This window comes from Inhella sp. (assembly GCF_027532025.1).
Classification (GTDB): domain Bacteria; phylum Pseudomonadota; class Gammaproteobacteria; order Burkholderiales; family Burkholderiaceae_C; genus Inhella.
On the sequence record NZ_JAPZSY010000126.1, the window covers coordinates 1 to 22,652 of the forward strand.

The 22,652-nt window shown below is 69.3% G+C and carries 20 protein-coding genes; 11 read left to right on the forward strand and 9 right to left on the reverse strand.

Features of this window, described 5'->3' with window-relative positions:
* Positions 1-128 precede the first annotated feature (128 nt).
* Positions 129-2,060: a peptidase domain-containing ABC transporter gene (locus tag O9335_RS15080; protein WP_298389572.1), complete on the forward strand. Its 1,932-nt coding sequence runs from the start codon at positions 129-131 to the stop codon at positions 2,058-2,060.
* Between the two features lie 46 nt (positions 2,061-2,106).
* Here the strand turns inward: O9335_RS15080 and kdsA are convergent, their stop codons facing one another.
* The 3 genes from kdsA to hutU all read right to left on the reverse strand — a co-directional run bounded on the left by kdsA (position 2,107) and on the right by hutU (position 6,431).
* On the reverse strand, positions 2,107-2,955 hold the full coding sequence (gene kdsA / locus O9335_RS15085; RefSeq protein WP_298389574.1) for a 3-deoxy-8-phosphooctulonate synthase: 849 nt from the start codon (positions 2,953-2,955) through the stop codon (positions 2,107-2,109).
* Between the two features lie 222 nt (positions 2,956-3,177).
* Positions 3,178-4,752, reverse strand: coding sequence for a histidine ammonia-lyase (hutH, locus tag O9335_RS15090; protein WP_298389576.1), 1,575 nt, complete (start codon positions 4,750-4,752; stop codon positions 3,178-3,180).
* Between the two features lie 5 nt (positions 4,753-4,757).
* Complete coding sequence (hutU, locus tag O9335_RS15095) at positions 4,758-6,431, reverse strand: urocanate hydratase (protein ID WP_298389578.1); 1,674 nt, start codon at positions 6,429-6,431, stop codon at positions 4,758-4,760.
* Between the two features lie 80 nt (positions 6,432-6,511).
* On the opposite strand from hutU, the gene O9335_RS15100 reads away from it, so the two are divergent.
* Genes O9335_RS15100 through hutF form a run of 4 tightly spaced genes read left to right on the forward strand, consistent with a single transcriptional unit; the run spans position 6,512 to position 10,615 of the window.
* On the forward strand, positions 6,512-7,243 hold the full coding sequence (locus O9335_RS15100) for a UTRA domain-containing protein (RefSeq protein WP_298389580.1): 732 nt from the start codon (positions 6,512-6,514) through the stop codon (positions 7,241-7,243).
* On the forward strand, positions 7,240-8,490 hold the full coding sequence (gene hutI, locus O9335_RS15105) for an imidazolonepropionase (RefSeq protein WP_298389582.1): 1,251 nt from the start codon (positions 7,240-7,242) through the stop codon (positions 8,488-8,490). Before O9335_RS15100 ends, hutI begins: the two co-directional genes overlap by 4 nt.
* Positions 8,487-9,293: an N-formylglutamate deformylase gene (gene hutG / locus O9335_RS15110; protein WP_298389584.1), complete on the forward strand. Its 807-nt coding sequence runs from the start codon at positions 8,487-8,489 to the stop codon at positions 9,291-9,293. The genes hutI and hutG overlap by 4 nt, the downstream gene beginning before the upstream one ends.
* Positions 9,290-10,615, forward strand: coding sequence for a formimidoylglutamate deiminase (gene hutF, locus O9335_RS15115; protein WP_298389586.1), 1,326 nt, complete (start codon positions 9,290-9,292; stop codon positions 10,613-10,615). Before hutG ends, hutF begins: the two co-directional genes overlap by 4 nt.
* A 21-nt stretch (positions 10,616-10,636) precedes the next feature.
* Here hutF and O9335_RS15120 read toward each other — a convergent pair whose 3' ends face one another.
* Positions 10,637-12,274 carry a diguanylate cyclase gene (locus O9335_RS15120; RefSeq protein ID WP_298389589.1) on the reverse strand — a complete coding sequence of 546 codons (1,638 nt, stop codon included), beginning with the start codon at positions 12,272-12,274 and terminating at the stop codon, positions 10,637-10,639.
* Positions 12,271-13,704, reverse strand: a complete 1,434-nt coding sequence (locus O9335_RS15125; protein ID WP_298389591.1) for a peptidase S10 — start codon at positions 13,702-13,704, stop codon at positions 12,271-12,273. Before O9335_RS15125 ends, O9335_RS15120 begins: the two co-directional genes overlap by 4 nt.
* Positions 13,705-13,847: 143 nt before the next feature.
* Here O9335_RS15125 and O9335_RS15130 point away from each other — a divergent pair, with 143 nt between their 5' ends.
* Positions 13,848-14,567: a DUF429 domain-containing protein gene (locus O9335_RS15130; protein ID WP_298389593.1), complete on the forward strand. Its 720-nt coding sequence runs from the start codon at positions 13,848-13,850 to the stop codon at positions 14,565-14,567.
* A 247-nt stretch (positions 14,568-14,814) separates the two neighbouring features.
* On the opposite strand, the gene O9335_RS15135 is transcribed toward O9335_RS15130, so the two are convergent.
* Positions 14,815-17,040: a molybdopterin cofactor-binding domain-containing protein gene (locus tag O9335_RS15135; protein WP_298389594.1), complete on the reverse strand. Its 2,226-nt coding sequence runs from the start codon at positions 17,038-17,040 to the stop codon at positions 14,815-14,817.
* A gap of 10 nt (positions 17,041-17,050) precedes the next feature.
* Positions 17,051-17,506 carry a (2Fe-2S)-binding protein gene (locus O9335_RS15140; RefSeq protein ID WP_298389595.1) on the reverse strand — a complete coding sequence of 152 codons (456 nt, stop codon included), beginning with the start codon at positions 17,504-17,506 and terminating at the stop codon, positions 17,051-17,053.
* Between the two features lie 126 nt (positions 17,507-17,632).
* On the opposite strand from O9335_RS15140, the gene phaR reads away from it, so the two are divergent.
* From phaR to O9335_RS15155, 3 genes are read left to right on the forward strand one after another with little or no spacing between them, the layout of a single operon-like run.
* Positions 17,633-18,208: a polyhydroxyalkanoate synthesis repressor PhaR gene (gene phaR, locus O9335_RS15145; protein WP_298389597.1), complete on the forward strand. Its 576-nt coding sequence runs from the start codon at positions 17,633-17,635 to the stop codon at positions 18,206-18,208.
* Complete coding sequence (gene rimO / locus O9335_RS15150) at positions 18,208-19,590, forward strand: 30S ribosomal protein S12 methylthiotransferase RimO (protein WP_298389599.1); 1,383 nt, start codon at positions 18,208-18,210, stop codon at positions 19,588-19,590. The genes phaR and rimO overlap by 1 nt, the downstream gene beginning before the upstream one ends.
* Before the next feature lie 25 nt (positions 19,591-19,615).
* Positions 19,616-20,788, forward strand: a complete 1,173-nt coding sequence (locus O9335_RS15155) for a PLP-dependent transferase (protein WP_298389601.1) — start codon at positions 19,616-19,618, stop codon at positions 20,786-20,788.
* Here O9335_RS15155 and smpB read toward each other — a convergent pair.
* Positions 20,768-21,232, reverse strand: a complete 465-nt coding sequence (smpB, locus tag O9335_RS15160; protein ID WP_298389603.1) for an SsrA-binding protein SmpB — start codon at positions 21,230-21,232, stop codon at positions 20,768-20,770. The genes O9335_RS15155 and smpB overlap by 21 nt on opposite strands.
* 49 nt (positions 21,233-21,281) lie before the next feature.
* On the opposite strand from smpB, the gene O9335_RS15165 reads away from it, so the two are divergent.
* Together O9335_RS15165 and O9335_RS15170 are read left to right on the forward strand one after the other, a co-directional pair.
* On the forward strand, positions 21,282-21,737 hold the full coding sequence (locus tag O9335_RS15165) for a type II toxin-antitoxin system RatA family toxin (RefSeq protein ID WP_298389605.1): 456 nt from the start codon (positions 21,282-21,284) through the stop codon (positions 21,735-21,737).
* The gene (locus tag O9335_RS15170) at positions 21,724-22,029 is read left to right on the forward strand and encodes an RnfH family protein (protein ID WP_298389607.1); all 306 of its coding nucleotides are present in this window, start codon (positions 21,724-21,726) and stop codon (positions 22,027-22,029) included. The genes O9335_RS15165 and O9335_RS15170 overlap by 14 nt, the downstream gene beginning before the upstream one ends.
* A 7-nt stretch (positions 22,030-22,036) precedes the next feature.
* Here O9335_RS15170 and O9335_RS15175 read toward each other — a convergent pair whose 3' ends face one another.
* Complete coding sequence (locus O9335_RS15175) at positions 22,037-22,555, reverse strand: DUF4124 domain-containing protein (RefSeq protein ID WP_298389608.1); 519 nt, start codon at positions 22,553-22,555, stop codon at positions 22,037-22,039.
* Between the last annotated feature and the right edge of the window lie 97 nt (positions 22,556-22,652).

Consider the following 22,652-nt stretch of genomic DNA (forward strand, 5'->3'; position numbering starts at 1 on the left):
GAAGTCGTCGGTGGCCATCGGATGCTGTCCTCGATCTCCCAGGAAATGCCGCCCATTGAATTGAATTCCGGGAGTTTCGACCATCCGAAATCACCCGAAAGTCATTCAAAAACAACGGGTTGGGTCATTTGCAGGTCCGACCACTTCGCCTGGATTTGGAGGAACTGAACCAGCTCCAAACCCCATGCGTGCTGCACTGGGACCTGAACCACTTCGTGGTGCTCAAGAGGGTGACGCGCAAAGGCGCGGTGATCCTCGACCCCGCTGTGGGCGAGCGGCACCTGACCACGGCGGAAATCTCCCGCCACTTCACCGGCGTGGCGTTGGAGCTGACGCCCAACGCCGATTTCAAGAAGCAAGAAGCGGCCCCCCGCGTGAGCCTGAAGCAGCTCACCGGCAAGGTGGTGGGCCTGAAGCGCTCGCTGTTCCAGATCTTTGCGGTGGCTGTGGTGCTGGAGCTGTTCGCCATCGTGGCGCCGCTGATGAACCAGCTCATCGTGGACGATGTGCTGACCTCGGGCGACCGGCCCCTGCTCACCGTCATCGTGCTGGGTTTCGGGCTCTTGCTCATCATCCAAACCCTGTTGGCCCTGGCTCGCTCCTGGATGGTGATGGTGCTGGGGCAAACGCTGTCGCTGCAATGGATGGGCAATGTGTTCGCGCACTTGGTGCGCCTGCCCACGAGCTTCTTCGAGAAGCGCCACCTGGGCGACATCACCTCGCGTTTTGGCGCCGTGAATGCCATCCAGAGAACGCTTACGACTGCCGCCATTGAGGCCGTGCTGGACGGCCTGATGGCCGTGGCGGCGTTGGTGATGATGTTGATCTATGCGCCGCAGTTGGCGGGCATCGTGGTGGGGGCCGTGGTGGCCTACGGCTTGCTGCGCTGGGCGATGTACGCGCCGCTGCGCGACGCCGCCGCCGAGCGCTTGGTGATGGCGGCCAAAGAGAACACCCATTTTTTGGAAACGCTGCGCGCCATCACGCCGCTGAAGCTGTTTGGCCGCGAAGAGGAGCGCCGCGCCCGCTGGCAAAACCTGGTGGTGGACGTGCAGAACCGCGACGTGCGCACGGCCAAGCTGGGCATTGGTTTCAGCACCGCCAACACGGCCATTTTTGGGTTGGAGAACCTGTTGGTGTTCTGGGTGGGCGGCAAACTCATCCTGGACGGCCAGCTCGGCGGCACGCCCAGCTTCACCGTGGGCATGTTGTTCGCCTTCATTGCCTACAAGGGGCAGTTCACCGGGCGGGTATCGGCCCTCATCAACTACGCGGTGGAGCTGAAGATGCTGAGCCTGCACAGCGAGCGCTTGGCCGACATCGCCTTGGAGCCGCCCGAGCGCGACGCGCTGCCGGAGAGCGACTTGGCGCACCTGCCGGCCAGCATCGAGCTGCGCAACGTGGGCTTCCGCTACGCCGAGGGTGAGCCCTGGGTGCTGAAGGAGGCGAACTTCAAGATCGAGGCGGGGGAGAGCGTGGCTGTCACCGGCCCCAGTGGCGCGGGCAAAACCACGCTGCTCAAGATCGCCTTGGGGCTGCTACAGCCCACCGAGGGCGAGGTGCTGTACGGCGGTCAGCGCATCCAGCACATTGGCCTGCAGAACTTCCGCCGCCAGATTGGCACCGTGATGCAAGAAGACGTGCTGTTGACCGGTTCGCTGACCGACAACATCGCCTTCTTCGATGTCACCACCGACCACGAGCGCGTGCAGGCGTGTGCGCAGCTGGCGCAGCTGCACGACGACATCGCCAAGATGCCCATGGGCTACCAAACCCTGGTGGGCGACTTGGGCACCGGCCTGAGCGGTGGCCAGAAGCAGCGCCTGCTTCTGGCCCGTGCCCTCTACAAGAACCCCAAGGTGCTGGCGCTGGACGAGGCCACCAGCCACTTGGACCTGCACAACGAGCGCGCGGTGACGGCGCAACTGGCGCAGATGAACCTGACCCGGCTGATCATTGCCCACCGACCCGAGACGATTGCCGGGGCGCAGCGTGTGGTGCAGGTGCGCGACGGGCAGGTGAGTGACGTGGCGCGCGCTGTGGGTTCAGCCGCGGCGTGATCCGTTCCGTGCGGGCGGGCGCCGCGTTGCGCCCGGCTCGACGGTCTCAGCCGATGGCCAATGGCGCGAACGACTTCACCAAATCGTCCACCGCCTTGACCTGCGCCAAGAAGGGCTCTAGCTGGGCCAAGGGCAGGGCGCTGGGGCCGTCGCACTTGGCTTCGGCCGGGTTGGGGTGGGCTTCCAGGAACAGGCCGGCCAGACCCACGGCCATGCCGGCGCGGGCCAGGTCGGCCACCTGCTCGCGGCGGCCGCCGCTGGCGGCGGCACCCGACTCGCGCTGCTGCAGCGCGTGGGTCACGTCGAAGATGACGGGCAGGTCGCCGCAGTGCTTCTTCATCACCCCGAAGCCCAGCATGTCGACCACGAGGTTGTCGTAGCCGAAGCAAGTACCGCGGTCGCACAGGATGAGCTGGTCGTTGCCGGCTTCCTGGAACTTCTCGCAGATGTTCTTCATCTGCGAGGGGCTCAGGAACTGCGGCTTCTTGATGTTGATGACGCGGCCGGTCTTGGCCAGGGCCACGACGAGGTCGGTCTGGCGGGCCAGGAAGGCGGGCAGTTGCAGCACGTCCACCACCTCGGCCACGGGCTGGCACTGGTGGGGCTCGTGCACGTCGGTGATGCAGGGCACGCCGAAGCGACTCTTAACCGCCTCAAAAATCTTCAGGCCTTCTTCCAGGCCGGGGCCGCGGTAGCTGTGGATGCTGCTGCGGTTGGCCTTGTCGAAGCTGGCCTTGAAGACGTAAGGGATGCCGAGCTTTTGCGTGACCTGCACGTAGGCCTCGCAGGTGCGAAGCGCCAGGTCCAGCGACTCGAGCACGTTCATGCCGCCGAACAAGACGAAGGGCTTGCGGTTGTCGACGGAAATGGCGGGGCCGATGGCGATGGAAGGCATGGCAGAGCGTCTTGAACGGAGAAGGGCGCGATTGTCTTCTTGAACGGCGAGTGGGCGGTGTGGCCCCCCGATCGACCGCACTCCGTTCCCGCTTGGCCTGAGGGGTCGAGAGCCCGTGCGAGCCCTTCGATACCTCAGGGCGAACGGAGCTTGGGGTGCGTGCTCATGCCTCAGCAGCCGTTCGGGCGGAAGGTTCGACGCCCTCGCGCCGGGCCTCGCTCATCACGCGAGGCGTGGCGCCCCCGGCGCCTGCAGCGCCCCGCCTTGCACCAGGGCCGCGGCGCGCTCGATGTCGGGCGCCAGATAGTGGTCGACGGGATAGCTGGCGCAGTCTTGGCGCAGGCGCTCGTACAAGGCCTCCACGGGGGCGGAGCTGCGCAGCGGGCGCAGGAAGTCGATGCCCTGCGCGGCGGCCAGCAGCTCGATGGCCACGATGTGCGCGGTGTTGTCGATCATGGCGTGCAGGCGGCGGGCCGCGAAGGTGGCCATGCTGACGTGGTCTTCCTGGTTGGCGCTGGTGGGCAGGCTGTCCACGCTGGCGGGGTGGGCCAGGCTCTTGTTCTCGCTGGCCAGGGCGGCGGCGGTGACGTGGGCAATCATGAAGCCGCTGTGCAGGCCGGCGTCGGCCGTCAGGAAGGGCGGCAGGCGGCTGATGCCGGGGTCGATCAGCATGGCGATGCGGCGCTCGGCGATGGCGCCTACCTCGGCAATGGCCAGGGCCAGGCCGTCGGCGGCCAGGGCCACGGGCTCGGCGTGGAAGTTGCCGCCTGAAACAAGGCCCCCACGCCCCTGCGGGGCTGCCCCCCGAGGGGGCTCGCCGCCTTGGGGCGGCCCGGCGTCGGCGTCCATGCAGTCGTCGAAGACGAGAGGGTTGTCGGTCACGGCGTTGGCCTCGCGCACCAGCACCTCGGCGGTGTGGCGGGCTTGGTCCAGGCAGGCGCCCATCACCTGGGGCTGGCAGCGCAGGCAGTAGGGGTCTTGCACGCGCTCGTCGCCTTCTTTGTGACTTTGGCGGATCTCGCTGCCGGCCAGCAGCTCGCGGTACACGGCCGCGGTCTCGATCTGGCCCGGCTGGCCGCGCACGGCGTGGATGCGGGGGTCGAAGGGCCCGTCGCTGCCGCGTGCGGCGTCCAGGGTCATGGCACCGGCGGCCAGCGCCGTGGCGAACAGGGTGTCGAAGCGCAGCAGGGCGTGCAGGGCCAAGGCGGTGCTGGCCTGCGTGCCGTTGATGAGCGCCAGGCCTTCCTTGGCGGCCAGGGTCAGGGGCCTCAGGCCCAGGCGTTGCAGCTCGGCCAGGGCGGGGCGGCGTTGGCCGTCCACCAGGGCCTCGCCCTCGCCCATCAGGGCCAGGGTCATGTGCGACAAGGGGGCCAGGTCGCCACTGGCGCCCACCGAGCCTTGGGCCGGGATGTAGGGGACGAAGCCGGCGTTGAAGGCGTCCAGCAGGGACTGCACCACCTCGCGGCGCACGCCGCTGTAGCCGCGGGCCAGGCTGGCGGCCTTGGTGGCCAGCATCAGGCGCACGACGGGCGGCGACATCGGGGCGCCCACGCCCACGCTGTGGCTGCGGATGAGGTTGAGCTGCAGCGCGGCCAGTTGGTCTTTGGCGATGCGTGTGCTGGCCAGCTTGCCGAAGCCGGTGTTGACACCGTAGACCGGCGCGTCGCCCGCGGCCGCGGCGGCCACGAGGGCGGCGCTGGCGTCCAGGGCGGACCAGTCGGTGAGCGCCAGCGGCTCGGTGCCGTCGGCGATGACGCGCAGTTGCGCGAGGGTGAGGTGTCCGGGTTGGAGCTGCATGGCGTTCACAGGGAAGGGAGGTTGAGGCCTTGCGTGCGGGCGCAGGCCTTGGCGAGGTCGTAGCCGGCGTCGGCATGGCGCATCACGCCCGTGCCGGGGTCGTTCCACAGCACGCGCTTCAGGCGCTCGGCGGCCTCGGGCGTGCCGTCGGCCACGATGACCACGCCGCTGTGCTGGCTGAAGCCCATGCCCACGCCGCCGCCGTGGTGCAGACTCACCCAGGTGGCGCCGCCGGCGGTGTTGAGCATGGCGTTCAGCAGAGGCCAGTCGCTCACGGCGTCGCTGCCGTCTTGCATGGCCTCGGTCTCGCGGTTGGGGCTGGCCACGCTGCCGCAGTCCAGGTGGTCGCGGCCGATGACGATGGGGGCCTTCAGCTCGCCCTTGGCCACCATCTCGTTGAAGGCCAAGCCGGCTAGGTGGCGCTGGCCCAGGCCCAGCCAGCAGATGCGCGCGGGCAGGCCCTGGAAGGCGATGCGTTCGGCGGCCATGTCCAGCCAACGGTGCACGCGGGCTTCGTTGGGGAACAGCTCTTTGATCTTGGCGTCGGTCTTGGCGATGTCTTCCGGGTCGCCCGAGAGCGCCACCCAGCGGAAGGGGCCGCGGCCCTCGCAGAACTGCGGGCGCACGTAGGCGGGCACGAAGCCGGGGAAGTCGAAGGCGTTCTTCACGCCTTGGTCCAGCGCCACCTGGCGGATGTTGTTGCCGTAATCCACCGTGGGCACGCCCATGGCTTGGAAGTCCAGCATGGCCTGCACATGGACGCCGCAGCCTTGCGCGGCGGCGGCCTTGAGCGTGGCGTGCTGGGCCGGGTCGGCCGCGGCGGCGCGCCACTGCTCGACGGTCCAGCCTGCCGGCAGGTAGCCGTTGAGCAGGTCGTGGGCCGAGGTTTGGTCGGTCACGATGTGCGGCTGCGGGGCGCTGCCGGCGCGCACGCGCTTCACCAGCTCGGGCAGCACCTCGGCGGCGTTGCCCAGCAGCGCGATCGAGATGGCCTTGCCTTCGGCGCCGTAGCGGCGCAGGCGTTCGATGGCGTCGTCCAGGTCGCGCGCCTGCTCGTCCACGTAGCGGGTCTTGAGGCGGAAGTCGATGCGGCTTTGCTGGCACTCGATGTTGAGCGAGCTGAAGCCGGCGAAGGTGGCGGCCAGCGGCTGCGCGCCGCCCATGCCGCCCAAGCCGGCGGTCAGCACCCACTTGCCCTGGGCCACGCCGCCGTAGTGCTGGCGCGCCGCCTCGGCGAAGGTTTCGTAGGTGCCCTGCACGATGCCCTGCGTGCCGATGTAGATCCAGCTGCCGGCGGTCATCTGGCCGTACATCATCAGCCCCTGGCGGTCGAGCTCGTTGAAGTGCTCCCAGGTGGCCCAGTGCGGCACCAGGTTGCTGTTGGCCAGCAGCACGCGCGGGGCTCCTGCGTGCGTGGGGAACACGCCCACAGGCTTGCCGCTTTGAACGAGCAGGGTCTCGTCGGCGTTCAGGTCTTTCAGCGTGGCCAGGATGCGGTCGAAGGCCTCCCAGTTGCGCGCGGCCTTGCCGATGCCGCCATAGACCACCAGGTCCTCGGGGCGCTCGGCCACCTCGGGGTCGAGGTTGTTCTGGATCATCCGGTAAGCGGCTTCGGTCAGCCAGTTCTTGCAGGTGAGGGTGCTGCCGCGGGGGGCGCGCACGGTCCGAGGTCCGCTCATGGGAAGGCTCCGGTCAGTAAGCTGGCGGGCATGGTAAGTTGTATAGACAAGTGACGTCAAGCCGGCATACGATGGTGGCCATGCCGAGCCCCACTGCGCCACCCGACCCCGCCTACCTGACCGTGCAGCGCTGGCTGCGCGAGGGCATCACCCAGGGCCGCTGGCGCGTGGGCGATCGCCTGCCCAGCGAGGCCGAGCTGGTGGCCCATTTCGGCCTGAGCCGCATGACCGTGAACCGCGCGCTGACGGAGCTGCACGCGCAAGGCCTGGTGCGGCGGGTCAAGGGCTCGGGCAGCTTCGTGGCGCCGTTGGAGCGCCTGGCCGCCACCCTGCAGGTGCGCGACGTGCACGAGCAAATCGCCGAGCGCGGGCACGTTCACCAGGCCCAGGTGCTGGCGCTGGACCGCCAAACGCCGCCCCCGGCGGTGGCCGCGGCGCTGCAGCTGCGCAAGGGCGGCACGGCCTTCTACAGTCAGCTGCTGCACCTGGACAACGGCGTGCCGCTGCAGGTCGAGTCGCGCTGGGTGCACCCGGCGCGGGCGCCGCAGTACCTGAAGCAGGACTTCGGTCGGGTCACGCCCACCGCCTATCTGCTGGCGGTGGCGCCCCTGGTGGGGGCCGAGGTTCAAATCGAGGCCGCGCTGGCGCAGCCCCATGAGGCCCGGTTGCTGGGCCTGAGTTTGAAACGTGGCGACGCCCAGCCCTGCCTGGTGGTGCAGCGCCTGACCCACAGCCACGAAGGTCCAGTCAGTTGGGTGCGGCTGGTGCACCCGGGCGACCGCTACGTGCTGCAAGGAAAAGTCACAACGTGAGTTCGAGCCCCGACCTGCCCATCACCCTGTGGCGCGACCTGCGCGCCGCCACGCTCGCCGGCGATGCGGCTTGGGGCGCCATCGACAACGCCTGCCTCGTCGTCCAGGGCGACCGCCTGGCCTGGGTGGGCCCGCTGCCCGAACTGCCGCCCGAATGGGCGTCCCGCGTGAACGACGAGGTGCACGTGGACAACGCCTGGGTCACGCCGGGCCTGGTGGACTGCCACACGCACCTGGTGTACGGCGGTACCCGCGCCCACGAGCACGAACTGCGCCTGCAAGGGGTGAGCTACGAGCAGATCGCCCGCGCGGGCGGCGGCATCCGCAGCACCGTGGCGGCCACGCGCTCGCTGGACGAGGAGGCACTGTGCCAAGCTGCCGCGCGGCGCCTGCGCCAGCTCCAGGCCGACGGCGTGACCACGGTTGAGGTGAAGAGTGGCTACGGCCTGAGCCTGGACGACGAGCGCCGCATGCTGCGTGTCGCCCGTCGGCTGGGGAGGGAGGGCATGGACGTGCGCAGCACCTACCTGGCCCTGCACGCGGTGCCGCCGGAGTTCGATGGCCGACCGGGTGACGCTCGCGATGGCTACACCGAAGCCGCCTGCCAGTGGCTCGACACCCTGCACGCCGAAGGCCTGGTGGACGCGGTCGACGCGTTCTGCGAGCGCATCGGCTTCACGCCGGGGCAGGTCACGCGCCTGTTCCAGCACGCCGAAGGCCTGGGCCTGCCCGTGAAGCTGCACGCCGAGCAACTCAGCGACCAAGGCGGCGCCGCGCTGGCCGCCGAGTTCGGCGCGCTGAGCGCCGACCACCTGGAGTGGCTGAGCGAGGCCGGCATCCAGGCCATGGCCCAGGCCGGCACCGTGGCCGTGCTGCTGCCTGGCGCCTACCTCACGCTCAAAGACACCCACCTGCCCCCCGTGGCCGCCCTGCGCGCCGCCGGCGTGCCCATGGCCGTGGCCACCGACCACAACCCCGGCAGCTCGCCCGCGCTGTCGCTCACGCTGATGATGAATTTGGCCTGCACCCTGTTCGGTCTGACGCCCGAAGAGGCGCTGCGCGGCTGCACCCATGTGGCCGCGAAAGCCCTGGGCCTGCACGACCGCGGCCGCCTGCAGGCCGGCCTGCGCGCCGACTTCTCCGTGTGGGACGTGGAGCACCCGCGGGAGCTGAGCTACTGGCTGGGCCACCGCCCGCTGCTGGAGCGCGTGCACGCCGGCCGGGCCGACGGGAGGCTCGCCGCATGAGTGTCTACCGCCTGATCCCGGGCAGCGCCCCGCTGCTCATCAGCCTGCCCCACGTGGGCACGGTCATCCCTGCGGAGGGCCGCAGCGCCTACCGCCCGCGCGCCCTGGCCAGCGAGGACACCGACTGGCACCTCGAGGCCGTGTACGCCCCCATCGCGCAGGCCCTGGGCGCCAGCCTGCTGGTGCCCGAGGCCTCCCGCTACTGGATCGACCTGAACCGCCCGGCCGACAACGCGCCCATGTACCCCGGGGCGAACAACACCGAGCTGTGCCCCACGCGATTCTTCGACGGCACGCCGATCTACCAAGACGGCCGCGCCCCCGACGCGGCCGAGCAGGCCCGCCGTGTGGACAGCCACTGGCGCCCCTACCACCAGGCCCTGGCGGGCGAGTTGGCGCGCCTGAAGGCGCGGCACGGCCACGCGCTGCTGTGGGACGGCCACAGCATCGAGAGCGAGCTGCCCTGGCTGTTCGAGGGCCGCCTGCCCGACCTCAACCTGGGCACCGCGAGCGGCGCCAGCTGCAAGCCGGCCGTGCGCGAGGCCCTGGGTGCCGTGCTGGCCGCGCAAACCCGCTACACGCAGGTGGTGGACGGCCGCTTCAAGGGCGGTCACATCACCCGCCACTACGGTCGCCCGATGGAGGGCGTGCAGGCCATCCAGATGGAAATGGTTCAGGCCATCTACATGCTGGAAGACAAGGCCCACCCCACGCCCCGCCCGCTGCGCCCCGAGCGCGTGGCCGAGCTGCAACCGCTGTTGACCGCGCTGCTGCGCACCTACTTGGAGACTGCCGCCCGATGAGCGCCGCTGACCCCTTGACGGACACGGCCCTGTGGGCCCCCTGGGCCTGGGTGGACGGCCGCTGGCGCCAGCAAGTGCTGCTGCCCATCCAGCCCGATGGGCGTTGGGGCGCCATCGCCAGCGGCGTGGTGCAGCCGCCCGAGGGCACCCGGGTGCTGCACGGCGCGCTGGTGCCCAGCTTGGTGAACGCCCACAGCCATGCGTTTCAGCGCGCCATGGCCGGCCTGACCGAGGTGCGTGAACACGCCGGCGAGGACGATTTTTGGAGCTGGCGCGAGGCCATGTACGGCACGGCCCTGGCGCTCTCGCCCGACAGCCTGCGCCGCGTGGCCACGCAGCTCTACGGCGAGCTGCTGCGCGGGGGCTACACGCAGGTGGTCGAGTTCCACTACCTGCACCATGCGCCCGATGGCCAACCCTACGAGGACGAACTGGCCATGGCCTGGGCCCTGGCCGATGCCGCCGAGGCGGTGGGCATCGGCCTGACCGTGCTGCCCACGCTGTACGCCCACCAAGGCTTCGATCAACCCGGGCTGCGGCCCGAGCAGCGGCGCTTTGCGGCTGGGGCCGATTGGGTGTGGCGCGCCCAGCAGCGCCTGCAGGCCAGCGGCCGGCCGCTGCTGCGCGCCGGGGTGGCCTTGCATTCGCTGCGCGCAGCGCACCCGGAAGACTTGCGGGCCGTGTTGAGCCTGGCCGATCACGCCGAGTGCCCCATCCACATCCACGTGGCCGAGCAACTGCGCGAGGTGGACGATTGCTTGCGCACCCACGGCCAGCGGCCTTTGGAGTGGCTCTGCGCCCATGGCATGCTGGACGCCCGCTGGCAGCTGGTGCATGCCACCCACGCCCTGCCGCACGAGATCGATGCCGTGGCGGCTTGCTGCGCCGGGGTGGTGCTGTGCCCCAGCACCGAAGCCAACCTGGGCGATGGCTTCACCGACGTGCCCGGCTGGCTGGACGCCGGTGTGCCCCTGAGCGTGGGCAGCGACAGCCAGGTCAGCCGGGAATGGCGCGAGGAGTTGCGGTGGCTCGAGTACGGCCAACGCCTGCGCCACCGGCGCCGCAACGTGTGCGCGGCGCCGGGCGTGCAGCCCAGCACGGGCGCGCGATTGCTGGAGGCGATGCGCGCGGGCTCGGGGCCGGCTGCCGGCTACGCCACCTGGGGCTTGCGCAGCGGCGCGCGGGCCGATGCCTTGATGGTGGACTTGGCCACCGCCGACCTCGACAGCGTGCCCATGGCGCACTGGTGGGACGCCCTGGTGTTTGCCAGCGCGGGGCCGCTGTGGTCGGCGGTATGGGTGGCGGGGCGCCAACGGCTTTGAGCGGGTGGCTTTGAGCGGGCCTCAGGCGCTGGCCACCTGGTTGCGGCCACCGGCTTTGGCGCGGTAGAGCGCCTGGTCGGCCCGCTGCATCACCACCGGCCACACCGGCGGCTGCGGGCCCACCGGTTGCAAGGTGAAGCCGATGGACGTTGTCACCGCCAGGCCCTCGGCCAGGTGGTGCCAAGGGTGGCTTTGGACGGTGCGGCGCAAGCGCTCCAGGATGTTCATGGCCTGCCGAGCGCCCTGGCCCGCCAAGGCCAAGACGAATTCCTCGCCCCCCCACCGAGCCAGCAGGTCGGCGCCGCGCAGTTGCTGGCGCAGCAAGTCGGCAAACTCGCGCAGCACGCGGTCGCCCACGGCGTGACCAAAGCGGTCGTTCACTTGCTTGAAGTGGTCGATGTCGAGCAGGGCCAGGGCCAAAGGCTCGGTGTGGGTGCGCTGCAGCAGCCAGGGCAGGGCGTCTTCGGCGTGTCGGCGGTTGGCCAGCCGAGTCAGCCAGTCTTCCAGGGCGGCGCGCTCGGTGCGCAGCAGGCGTTCCTGCAGGCGCTGTTGCTCCATCTCCAGCCACTGGGCGCGCTGCCGTGCGGCCTGGGCATCGGCTTGCGCGTGCGCGGCGCGGGTCATGGCCGATTGAATCTCTTGGCGGATGAGCAACACCTGCGTTTGCAGGGCTTGCCCTTGGCGCATGGCGCGACGCTCGGCATCGAGCAAACGTTCCAGGTGGTGCAAGGCGGCGTCGGAGCGACCCCGCTGTTTGCAGGCTTGGTAGAGCAGTTGCAGGGTGCGTCGCTCCAGCCGCCGCGCCTTGCCGGGGTGGTTGTCGTGCAGCAGGTCTTCGGCCAGCGACAAGGCCTCGTCCGTTTGCCCCCGCGCGGCGGCCAGTTGGGCGTTTTGAAGCCGCGCTTCCAGCGCGATGGTGGCGAAGCCCCCGCGCTCGGCCATCTCCATCTCGGCCAGGAGCAGGGGCTCGGCGCGGGCGCAATCGCCGCTTTGCAGCAGCGCGTCGACGAGGTTGCTCAGGGCCAGGGCTTGCCAATACGGTTGGTTCTCGCGCTGCGCCAGGGACACCGCGTCCTGGGCCAAGGTTTGCGCCATGGCCTGCACCATGGGCAGGCGGTCGAAGTCGCCCTCGCGGGTGAGCTGCTCGCCCTCTTCCACCGTGAAATAGGCCTGGTTGTTCAGGCAACTGAACTCGAGTTCGACCAGGCCTTGCGCCTGGGCGATTTCCCGGGCTTGCTGGGTGGTTTCACGGGCTTGCACCGGGTCGCCCAGGGCGAGGTAGGCGGTGCCCACGCGAGCCAGCGCCCAGCCTTCGCGCGGGAGGTCGGACAAGCTGCGAGCCAACTCCAGCGCGCCCAGGGCTTGCTCCATGGCCTCGCGGCCGATCTCCATGTGGGCGTACACCGCCGCCATCGCGGCGCGCACATCGCACAGCCGAGGCAGGTCGTCCATCAGCTCGGCCAAGTGGAGCGCTTCGGTGCCCGTCCGCATGGCTTCGGGCAGGCGACCCAAGCGCGGCAGGCTGCGCGTCAGGGCCAGCAGGGCTTCGATGCGGTCTTGTTCGTCCGTCAGGCTGGGCAGTTGCGCCTGCAGCGCGTCCACCGCCTGCCGGTGCTCGCCGCGCGATTGGTGGGCCAGCGCCCGCGCCAAGGCGCTCAAAGCGAGGCCTCCACCGGCGCCAGGAAGCGGCGCAGGTCCTCGATCATTTGTTGGCGGGACGGTGCATGCAGGTACATCATGTGTCCAGCCTCGAAATAGCGCACCTGAAGCCGCTCGCGCACGCCAGGTCTCAGGCCCAAGTGCGCCAAGCTGTGGTCGCCCGCGGCGTGGGGCGTGGCCAGGTCGTAGTAGCCGCTGGCCACGTACACGCGCAGGTGGGGGTCGCGGTGCAGGGCGTCGCGCAGCAGCGGGCCGGTGGACAGGTACTTGTTCTCGTGGTCGTTGAAACGCCAGGTCTTGTAAAGCGGCGCCAGCAGGTGGTAGGGCGCCTCCCCCGACCAGCCGAACTGCTGCGCCAGCACCTGTTGGATGCCGGCCTTGAAGGCGCCCGCCATCGCGGTGTAGCTGGCGTCGTCCTCGGTGGTTTCGCCGGCATCGTCGGCGTCCCAGCCCACGAAGCGGCTGTCGAGCCGGGCGGTGGTCAGGCCCTGATCGCGCAGCAGCGCCTTGAAGAAGCGCTCGTCCTTGATGCGCAGGCGGCTGCGCTTCACGTCGTCCACGCCCAAGCCCGTGTAGGCGGCCACTTGCTGAGCGATGCCGTCAAACTGACCCGCCGGCAGCCGATCGCCCTGCAGCAAGGCGCTGGCGTACGTCCCCAAGGCAAAGGCCTCCACCTCGTCCAACAGCGTGCGCAGCGGCAGGGCCTGCAAGGCGGGGCTCAAACGCTGGTGGAACCAGGCCGTGGCCGCGTAGGTGGGCAAGTACAGCGTGTAGGGCAGGTCGTTGACCGGGTCGAAGCTGAAGAGTTGGAAGTCCAGCGCCAGCGAGATGAGCACCACGCCGTTGAGGAAGATCTGGTGCTGCTCCTGCAGTTGCCGGGCCAGCGCGGCGCCGCGCGTGCTGCCGTAGCTTTCGCCCATCAAGTACTTGGGGCTGCCCCAGCGGTCCTCGCGCGTCAAGTAGGCGCGGATGAACTCGGCCAGCGAATCCAGGTCGCGCTGGTAGCTGTGGAACTCCGTGGTCTTTTGCCCCTCGTGCATGGTGGACAAGCCCGTGCCGATGGGGTCGATGAAGACCAGATCGGCCTCGGCCAGCAAGCAAGCGTCATTGGCTTCAAGCCCGTAGGGCGGGCCGCCGGTGCGGCCGAAGTCGTCCACGGCCACGCGCTGCGGGCCCGCCAGGCCCAAGTGCAGCCACACGCTGCTGGAGCCCGGACCGCCATTGACCACGAACAGCAAGGGACGTGGGGCGCCGTCCACGTCCAGCCGCGTGTAGCTCATGGCGAACAGCTTGGCGCGCACTTGCTCGCCCTCGTGCTCGCCATCCTTGCCTTGCTTGGGCTCGCGGATCTCGTGCCAGCCGGCGCGGGCGCGGTAGCGCAGCGGCTGACCGTTCAGGGTGATGCTGTGTTCCCGTTCAAACACCGGCATGGAGCGAGCCGACGTGGATTCGGGGGTTGAGTCTTTAGCATCCATCCATGCCACCTTTCCCTTGCTTCGGGGTTGATTTCAGCAGCTCGCCCAGCCGGCGAAAACCCATTTGGCTGGCCGAAGGCGAAGTCACATTCTCCGGTGTGCGCTTGCACGCGTTGAAACCCTTGCACGACTGGCCGGTGTTCGAGGCCTGGCTGGCGCGTACTGCGCCGGCCGTGGCTGGCTTCGACTTGCCGCTGGGCTTGCCGCGCGCGTTCGTGGATGCCCAAGGTTGGGGGCCCACGCTGCCCGATGTGGCCACCGCCCTGCGCCATCGCAGCCGCCGCGAGTGGCAGGCCCTGATCGACGCTTGGGGCAACGCCCGACCCGTGGGGCAGCGCCTGATCCATCGCCGCTGCGACACCGCCTTGCCCGGTGGTGCCCGGTCCACCAGCCCCTTGCAAACCCGCTACGTGCCGGTGGGTTACATGTTGTACGAGGGCCTGCCGCGTTTGCTGGCTGCGGGCTGGACCTTGGTGGGCCAGCACCAGGCCGACCCCAGACGGTTGGCGGTGGAGGCTTACCCCGGTTGGCTGGCGCTGCAAGCGCTGGGCCGGCGCTCCTACAAGAACACCGACGACGCCGAGCGCCGCAGCGCCCGCGCCGACTTGCTGGCCGCCCTGCGCCACGACGGCGCGGGCCTGGGGCTGGCGATGGACTGGCCCGACGACCTGCACGCGCTGATGCTGGACGACCCCAGCGGCGACCCGCTGGATGCGGCGCTGTGCCTGCTGCAAGCGGCCTGGGCGGCCCAGCAGCCGGCTTGGGGGCTGCCCCCAGACTTGGACCCGCTGGAGGGTTGGATCGTTGGGGCGAGGTGATGGGCAGCATGGGTTGCCGTCCGGAGGTTGCTGCGCCGGCTTCTGATCGCCCGCGCCCCGCAGATGCACTTGGACGCTCCAACTGCCGAGTGAGCCTGGCCGGCAAGCTTGACAGATCTCCTGTCGCGCCTTTGGCAGCGGTGCGCGGCAGGCTGCCATCTGCTTGGCATTTTCAACTGGGCGGCATCAAGCATCAGGTGTCAAGCGACAGCTCCCTGGGACCTGGCCATGGACCAGGACAGACGCATCAGGCGAAGCGGAACGGCAACTCCCGCTGCCGCTGTCCGGTCAGCCGCGCCACCGCGTTGGCCAGCGCCGGGGCCAATGGGGGCAGGCCCGGCTCGCCCATCCCGGTGGGCGGGTCGTCGGAGGGGACGATGTGCACCGCCACCCGCTTGGGTGCGTCGCCGATGCGCGGCATGGCCATGTCGTAGAAGTTGCGCTGCTGCACCACGCCGTCTTTGAGGGTGATGCGGTGCGTGGGCATCGTGGTGCCCAGCGCCATGATGACGGCGCCCTGCACCTGCGCCTCGACCGATCGCGGGTTCACGCAGCGGTTGCAGTGCACGCCGGCGTGCACCTCGTCCAGCACCGGGCGGCGGTCCTGGCCCTTGCCTTGCAGGCGGGCCAGCACGACGTAGGCGACCACGGATTCGAAGCTTTCGTGCACGGCCACGCCCCAGGCTTGGCCGGGTTTCAGGCGGCGTTTGCCGTAGCCGGATCGGTCCACCGCCAACTGCAGTGCGGCGCGATGGCGTTGGGCCTTGGGGCCCATCAGCTTCATCCGGTAGGCCACCGGGTCTTGGCGCGTGGCCTGGGCGATCTCATCCACCAGCGTTTCCATCACGTAGGCCGTGTGCGTGGCGCCCACCGAGCGCCACCACAGCACGGGCACGTTCACATCCGGGTGGTGCACGCTGAGCGCCATCGGCAGCTCATAGGGCTCGCGCATGCCCTCGGTGGCGGTGCCATCCACGCCATCGCGCAGCATGAAGCCCTCGAACGGAGTGCCCTTGGCAATGCTTTGGCTGACGATGCGGTGGTCCCAGGCCAGCACGCGCCCGTCTGGCCCGAAGCCGATTTCGGCCCGGTGCACCGTGAGCGGGCGGTAGTACCCGGCGGCGATGTCGTCCTCGCGGCTCCACACCACCTTCACCGGGGCGCGTTGCCCGGCCTGCGCCAAGGCCTTGGCCACTTGCACGGCCTCGATCACGTACTCGCTGCTCGGCACGGCCCGCCGACCGAAGCCGCCACCCGCCATCTGAACGTGGATTTGGACCTGCCCGGGTGGGAGCCCCGTGACCGCCGCCACCGCCGCGGCGTCGACGCCGGGCATTTGCGACGCGTAGTGCAAATCGCAGCCGTCCGGGCGCAGGTCCACCGTGACCGCCAGGGGCTCCATCTGGGCGTGGTTCAGGTAGGGGAACACGAACTCGGCCACCAGCTTGCGCGGTGCCGTGGCCAAGGGTGTCAGGTCGGCCTGCAAGGCCTTGACGGGCGTGCCGGCGCGCCGCGCCCGTTGCCGGTAGTCGGCGGTCAGGCGCTCGGTGTCCACCGCGTCCACCCCGCTCAGGTCCCAGTCCACCTTCAGGGCCGAGCGGCCTTGCTGCGCCGGCCAGTAGCCGGTGCCCACCACGGCCACGCCCTGCCCGCCGCGATCCAACGGCACGGGCAGCACGGCGCGCACGCCCGGCACCTTCAGCGCCGCGCTGGCGTCGTGCCCGCGCACGCGCCCCCGGAACACCGGGGGGCGTTGCACCACGGCCGTCAACAGGCCAGGCAGCTGCACGTCCATGCCATACCCCTGCGCTCCGGTGGCCTTCGCCTTGGACACCGTCAAGCCGGTGGGCTGGCCGATGAGCCGGAAGTCCTTCGGGTCCTTCAATGGCACCTTCGCGGGCACCGGGCGCGCCATGGCCGCATCGAACAGTTCGCCGTAGCCGGCGGCTTGGCCGTTCGGCCCCAGCACGCGACCCGGCTCGGTGCGCAACTGCGCCATCGGCACGCCCCAGGCCGTGGCCGCTGCATCCAGCAGCATGGCCCGCGTGCGCGCGCCCAACTCGCGGTACTGCTGGTAGCTGTTCTTCACCGAGTTGGAACCGCCCGTCAGGTGCATGCCCATGCGCGGGTCCACATAGGCCGGTTTTTGGTCGCCGAAGGCGGTTCGCACGCGCGACCAATCGGCGTCCAGTTCTTCCGCGCAGATCTGCGCCAGGGCGGTTTCGATGCCCTGGCCCATGTCCATGCGGTTGCACAAGACGGTGGTGGTGCCGTCTTTGGCGATGCTCACGAAGGCCAGCGGCTGTTCGGTGGGGCTGCTGCCGGGCGCCGCGGCGCTGCCTTGGGCCCAGGCTGCGGGCACCAAGGCCAAGCCCAGGGCGCCACCCACGGTGGCGGAGACGAAGTGGCGTCGGTTCAGGCCAGCAGCCTGGGCGAGTTCGGGGTGGCGCTGGGCCAGTCGGTCGATCAGCATGGCGTGCTCCTCACAGGCTGGCCGCGGCGGCGTGGATGGCGGCGCGGATGCGCACGTAGGTGCCACAGCGGCACAGCTGGCCCGCCATGGCCGCGTCGATCTGCGCGTCGGTCGGCCGCGGGGTGCTTTGCAACAGGGCTGTGGCCGCCATCACCTGGCCGCTTTGGCAGTAGCCGCATTGCGCCACGTCGTGCGCCACCCAAGCCGCCTGCACGGCAGCGCCGACACGGTCGGCCCCGATGCCCTCGATGGTCCGAACCGGGGCGTCGCCCACGGCGGACAGCGGCGTCACGCAACTGCGGGTGGGTTGCCCGTTGACGTGCACCGTGCAGGCGCCGCACTGGGCCGCGCCACAGCCAAACTTGGTGCCGGTGAGTTGCAGGTGGTCGCGCAGCACCCACAGCAAGGGGGTGCTGGGGTCGGCGTCCACGGCCACGGGGCGGCCGTTGAGGGACAGGCTGGACATGGAGTGGCTCCGGGCGTCGGTGAAGTTGTGGGTTCTACGCCGGTTTGGCGCACTTGGCACCCCCGGGTGAGTCCCTAAAATCGCGGCCCCGCGCCCCTGGCGCCGCTGTCCTTCAAGGAACCCGCCATGGTCACCCGGCGCCGCGCCCCGCCTTCCGATGCCTCATCTGCCGACGCTGGAGCCGCAAGCCCCGGGGTGCGCATCCTCAAGAAGTACCCCAACCGCCGTCTCTACGACACGCGCACCAGCACCTACGTCACGTTGTCCGATGTCAAGGCCATGGTCCTGGCCGGCGAGTCGTTCGAGGTGCACGACACCAAGACCGGCGAAGACCTCACCCGCGCCATCCTGCTGCAGATCATCTTGGAAGAAGAAACCGCCGGCGTGCCGCTGTTCTCCACCAACATGCTGGAGCAAATCATTCGCTTTTACGGCCAGGCCATGCAGGGCGTGCTGAAGGACTACCTGGCGCAAAACCTGCAAACCTTCACCGAAATGCAAGCCCGCTTTGCCGAGCAAACGCCCGGCATGGCCTTCTCGCCCGAGTTGTGGCAGCAGTTCATGCAGGGCCAGGCGCCCGCCATGCAAGGCCTGATGGGCTCGTACCTGGAGCAGAGCAAGAGCCTGTTCGTCAAGATGCAAGAACAGATGGCCAGTGGCGCCCTGTTCCCCGGCATGCCGGGTTTTGGAAAGACCAAGTGATGAGCGAGACCGCCACTGCCACGACCCCCACCCCGAAGGTGGGCTTCGTGTCCCTGGGCTGCCCCAAGGCCCTGACGGACAGCGAATTGATCCTGACGCAACTCAGCGCCGAGGGCTATGCCACCAGCAAGACCTTTGCCGGGGCGGACCTGGTGATCGTCAACACCTGCGGGTTCATCGACGACGCGGTGAAGGAAAGCCTGGACACCATCGGCGAGGCCCTGGCCGAGAACGGCAAGGTCATCGTGACCGGCTGCCTGGGGGCCAAGGCGGGGGAGGGCGGGGGCAACCTCGTCAAGCAGATGCACCCCAGCGTGCTGGCCGTGACCGGCCCCCACGCGACGCAAGAGGTGATGGACGCGGTGCACGCGCACCTGCCCAAGCCGCACGACCCCTTCATCGACCTGGTGCCGGTCGCGGGCATCAAGCTCACGCCCAAGCACTACGCCTACCTGAAGATCAGCGAGGGCTGCAACCACCGTTGCTCTTTCTGCATCATCCCCAGCATGCGCGGCGACTTGGTGTCGCGGCCCATCGGCGACGTGCTGAAGGAAGCCCGCGCGCTGTTCGAAGGCGGCGTCAAAGAACTGCTCGTCATCAGCCAAGACACCAGCGCCTATGGCGTGGACGTCAAGTACCGCACGGGCTTCTTCGACGGCAAGCCGGTCAAGACCCGCATGTTCGACCTGGTGCAGCAACTGGGCGAACTGGCCAAGCCCTTTGGCGCCTGGGTGCGCCTGCACTACGTCTACCCCTACCCGCACGTCGACGAGTTGTTGCCCCTGATGGCCGAAGGCCTGGTGCTGCCCTACCTGGACGTGCCGCTGCAGCACGCCCACCCCGACGTGCTTAAGCGCATGAAGCGCCCCGCCAGCGGCGAACGCAACCTCGAGCGCTTGCAGGCTTGGCGCGCGGTGTGCCCGGACATCGTCGTGCGCTCCACCTTCATCGCCGGCTTTCCCGGCGAGACCGAGGCCGAGTTCGAGTACCTGCTCGACTTCCTGCGCGAGGCCGAGATCGACCGCGCCGGCTGCTTCGCCTACTCGCCCGTGGAGGGGGCCAGCGCCAACGCACTGCCGGGCGCGCTGCCCGATGAAGTGCGCGAAGAGCGCCGCGCCCGCTTCATGGCCGTGGCCGAAGAGGTGTCGGCCCGTAAGCTGGCCCGCCGCGTCGGCCAAACCCTGCAGGTGCTGGTGGACAGCGCCCCGGCCCTGGGCCGCAAAGGCGGCGTGGGCCGCAGCTATGCCGACGCGCCCGAGATCGACGGCACCGTGCGCCTGCTGCCGCCGGAGAAGGCCAGCGTCACCTTGAAGGTGGGCGAGTTCAAACGCGCCAGGGTCGTGGCGGCCGAAGGCCACGACCTCATCGCCCAACCGCTGTGAGCGCGGCGGCCGTGATGGAGACCCGGTGAAAGACAAAAGCACCCAGCTCATCCACCACGGCTACCAAGCCCCGGCTGGATTCGCCGCCCCCGCACCCGCGGTGCACAAGGCCTCGACGGTCTTCTTCAGCAACTGCCGCGAGCTGCGCGAGCGCGACTGGCTCGACAAGCAGGCCTACACCTACGGCCTGCACGGCACGCCCACCAGCTTCGAGCTGGAGGCGCGCATCGCCGCGCTGGAGGGCGCGAATCACGCCTTGCTGCTGCCCAGCGGCTTGGCCGCCATCGCCTTGGTCAACCAGGCCTTGCTGCGCCAGGGCGACCGGGTGCTGCTGCCCGACAACGTGTACGGCCCAAGCCGCGCGATGGCGCGGCACGAGTTGCAGGCCTGGGGCATCGGGTATGCGTTCTACGACCCCATGGCGCCCGAGCAACTGGCGCTCACGCCGGACGTGACCCTGGTGTGGTTGGAGGCGGCGGGTTCCGTCACGCTCGAGTTCCCCGACCTACCGGCGCTCATCCAGCGCATCCGCGCGCAAGCCCCGCAGGCCCTCATCGCCCTGGACAACACCTGGGGTGCGGGGCTGGCGTTTGACGCCTTCGCGCTCGGCGTGGACGTCACCATCCATGCCCTGACCAAGTACCCCAGCGGGGGCGGTGATGTGCTGATGGGCTCGGTGGCCTGCCGCGACGCGAAGCTGTACGAGCGCCTGGCCCTGTGCCACAGCCGCTTGGGGCTTGGCGTGGGCATGAACGACTGCGAGTTGGTGCTGCGCAACCTGCCCAGCTTGCCCCTGCGCTACGCCGCGCAGGACCAGGCGGCCCGCCGCATCGCGCAATGGGCGCAAGCCCAGCCTTGGGCCGTCGAGGTGTTGCACCCGGCACTGCCCACATCGCCCAGCCACAAGGCGTGGTCGGCGCTGTGCACCCAGGCCGCGGGCCTGGTGGGCATTCGGCTGCCCGAGGACACGACCCGCGAGACGGTGGAAGCGTGGGTGGATGGCCTGCGCCTGTTTCGCATCGGCTGGAGCTGGGGCGGCCCCATCAGCTTGGCGGTGCCCTACCACCTGGACGCCCTGCGCAGCCTGCCCAGCAGCCCCAAGGGTTGGATGGTGCGCTTGGCGATCGGCCTGGAATCGGCCGACGACCTGATCGACGACCTGACCCGCTCGGCGGCCTCAGTCTTTGCCGGCCGATGAGACCTTGTGTCGCATCAGCTGTCCCTTCTCTCTCTCCCAATCCCGCTTCTTCTCGGCTTCGCGCTTGTCGTGCAGGGCCTTGCCCTTGCCCAGCGCGAACTGGCACTTCACGCGGCCGCCCTTGTAGTGCAGGTTGAGCGGCACCAAGGTGTAGCCCTTTTGCTCGGTCTTGCCGATCAGGCGACGGATTTCCTGCTTGGCCAGCAGCAGCTTCTTGGTGCGCTGTGCCTCCGGTCGCACGTGGGTGCTGGCGGCGCGCAACGGGTTGATCTGACAGCCGATCAAGAACAACTCGCCATCCTTCACCACCACGTAGGCGCCGGTCAGTTGAACCTGTCCGGCACGGATGGCCTTGACCTCCCAACCCTCCAGCACCATGCCCGCCTCGTACTCTTCCTCGAGGTGGTATTCAAAGCGGGCGCGGCGGTTCTCAACGATGCTCATGGCGAACAAAAAAACGCCCCGGGGGCGTTCCTAGAATGAGCACCATTCTATGAAGCCCGTCACCAAGTCCGTTCTGCTCTGGTACAGCGCGCAAGAGATGTACGAGCTGGTCACCGGCGTGGAGTCCTACCCGCAGTTCCTACCCTGGTGCGAAGGGGCGCAGGTGCTGGAGCGGCGCGACGATGGCCTCACTGCCCGCCTCGACCTCGCCTTCGCCGGCGTTCGCACCCACTTCACCACCCGCAACCTGCACGAGCCTGGGCGGCGCGTTCAGGTGCAACTGGTGGATGGGCCGTTTTCTCACCTCGACGGGGATTGGCACTTCAAGCCTTTGATGCGGCCGGGCTCCGACCAGAGCAATGCCTGCAAGGTGCTGTTCGAGATGCGCTATGCCTTCTCGAGCAGCGCGCTGGAGGCCGTGCTGAGCCCCGTGTTCGACAAGGTGGCCCAAACCTTCGTCGATCGCTTCGTCGAGAGAGCCGAGGCTGTTTATGGCCCCCGCTGAGCTCACGGTGACCTTGGTGCGGTCGCCGTCTGCGGCCCAAACCGAACGCCAAACGCTGCGCCTGCGCGCGCCCGCCACCGTGGCCGACGCGCTGCGGTGCGCGGGCTGGGTCCCGGTTGATGGTGAGATGCTGGGCGTGTGGGGGCGCAAGGTGAGCGAAGCCGAGCCCTTGCAGGACGGCGACCGGGTCGAGCTCTACCGACCGCTCACCGTGGACCCGATGCAGGCCCGACACCGCCGCCACGCGCTGCAAGGTGGGCGGCGCATCGTGTCGCGCCACCGCCCGGGCTGACCGGCGGTCAGCGGCAGTCGCTGGCGACGACGGCTCTCGCGCGGTTCAGCTCGGCCGCGCGCTGTTGGTCGTCCAAGAACTCGCGCTCGCCCTTTTCGTTGGAGCGAACCAAGCGGGTACCTGCTTCCAGGTCGCGCACTTGGGCCTGTGAGACGCGGCAGTTTTCGGCGCGGATCTTGGCGTTGCTGGCTTCCACGGCCTTGCGCTGAGCTTCCTCTTGCTTCAGGCGTTTGGTTTCGGCCTCATGGAACTTGCGTTCTTCGGGCGACGAGGCCCGTGTGGCTGGCGCTGTCGGCGCCGACGCCGGGGGCGGTGCGTCGTTGGACACGATGCGCATGGGCAGCTTGGCGCCCGGCGGGCGCTTCAAGATGTCCTTATCGGGCACGCTGGGTGGCGGGGCGCGGTCGCTGAATTGGATGTTGCCCTGGGCGTCTCTCCACTGCCAAGTGGCGGAGGCCGCCGATGCCGACAGGGACAAGCCCAGCAGGCAGGCGCTCGTGAACACGGTGAGAGCGTGAATGCGCATGGTGTGAACCGATGGGCTGCAACAGGAGTGCCGAGTGTAGGAGGGAAGGCCTCGGCCTGGGGTTTGCCATAATCTCGCTTTGCGTCTGGAGCTTTCC

Bases quoted from the DNA above. Each gene is read 5' to 3' on its own strand.
- kdsA (WP_298389574.1), bottom strand. From the start codon at position 2,955: ATGCCTTCCATCGCCATCGGCCCCGCCATTTCCGTCGACAACCGCAAG.
- hutH (WP_298389576.1), bottom strand. From the start codon at position 4,752: ATGCAGCTCCAACCCGGACACCTCACCCTCGCGCAACTGCGCGTCATC.
- hutU (WP_298389578.1), bottom strand. From the start codon at position 6,431: ATGAGCGGACCTCGGACCGTGCGCGCCCCCCGCGGCAGCACCCTCACC.
- O9335_RS15100 (WP_298389580.1), top strand. From the start codon at position 6,512: ATGCCGAGCCCCACTGCGCCACCCGACCCCGCCTACCTGACCGTGCAG.
- hutG (WP_298389584.1), top strand. From the start codon at position 8,487: ATGAGTGTCTACCGCCTGATCCCGGGCAGCGCCCCGCTGCTCATCAGC.
- hutF (WP_298389586.1), top strand. From the start codon at position 9,290: ATGAGCGCCGCTGACCCCTTGACGGACACGGCCCTGTGGGCCCCCTGG.
- O9335_RS15125 (WP_298389591.1), bottom strand. From the start codon at position 13,704: ATGCCGGTGTTTGAACGGGAACACAGCATCACCCTGAACGGTCAGCCG.
- O9335_RS15135 (WP_298389594.1), bottom strand. From the start codon at position 17,040: ATGCTGATCGACCGACTGGCCCAGCGCCACCCCGAACTCGCCCAGGCT.
- O9335_RS15140 (WP_298389595.1), bottom strand. From the start codon at position 17,506: ATGTCCAGCCTGTCCCTCAACGGCCGCCCCGTGGCCGTGGACGCCGAC.
- phaR (WP_298389597.1), top strand. From the start codon at position 17,633: ATGGTCACCCGGCGCCGCGCCCCGCCTTCCGATGCCTCATCTGCCGAC.
- rimO (WP_298389599.1), top strand. From the start codon at position 18,208: ATGAGCGAGACCGCCACTGCCACGACCCCCACCCCGAAGGTGGGCTTC.
- smpB (WP_298389603.1), bottom strand. From the start codon at position 21,232: ATGAGCATCGTTGAGAACCGCCGCGCCCGCTTTGAATACCACCTCGAG.
- O9335_RS15165 (WP_298389605.1), top strand. From the start codon at position 21,282: ATGAAGCCCGTCACCAAGTCCGTTCTGCTCTGGTACAGCGCGCAAGAG.
- O9335_RS15170 (WP_298389607.1), top strand. From the start codon at position 21,724: ATGGCCCCCGCTGAGCTCACGGTGACCTTGGTGCGGTCGCCGTCTGCG.
- O9335_RS15175 (WP_298389608.1), bottom strand. From the start codon at position 22,555: ATGCGCATTCACGCTCTCACCGTGTTCACGAGCGCCTGCCTGCTGGGC.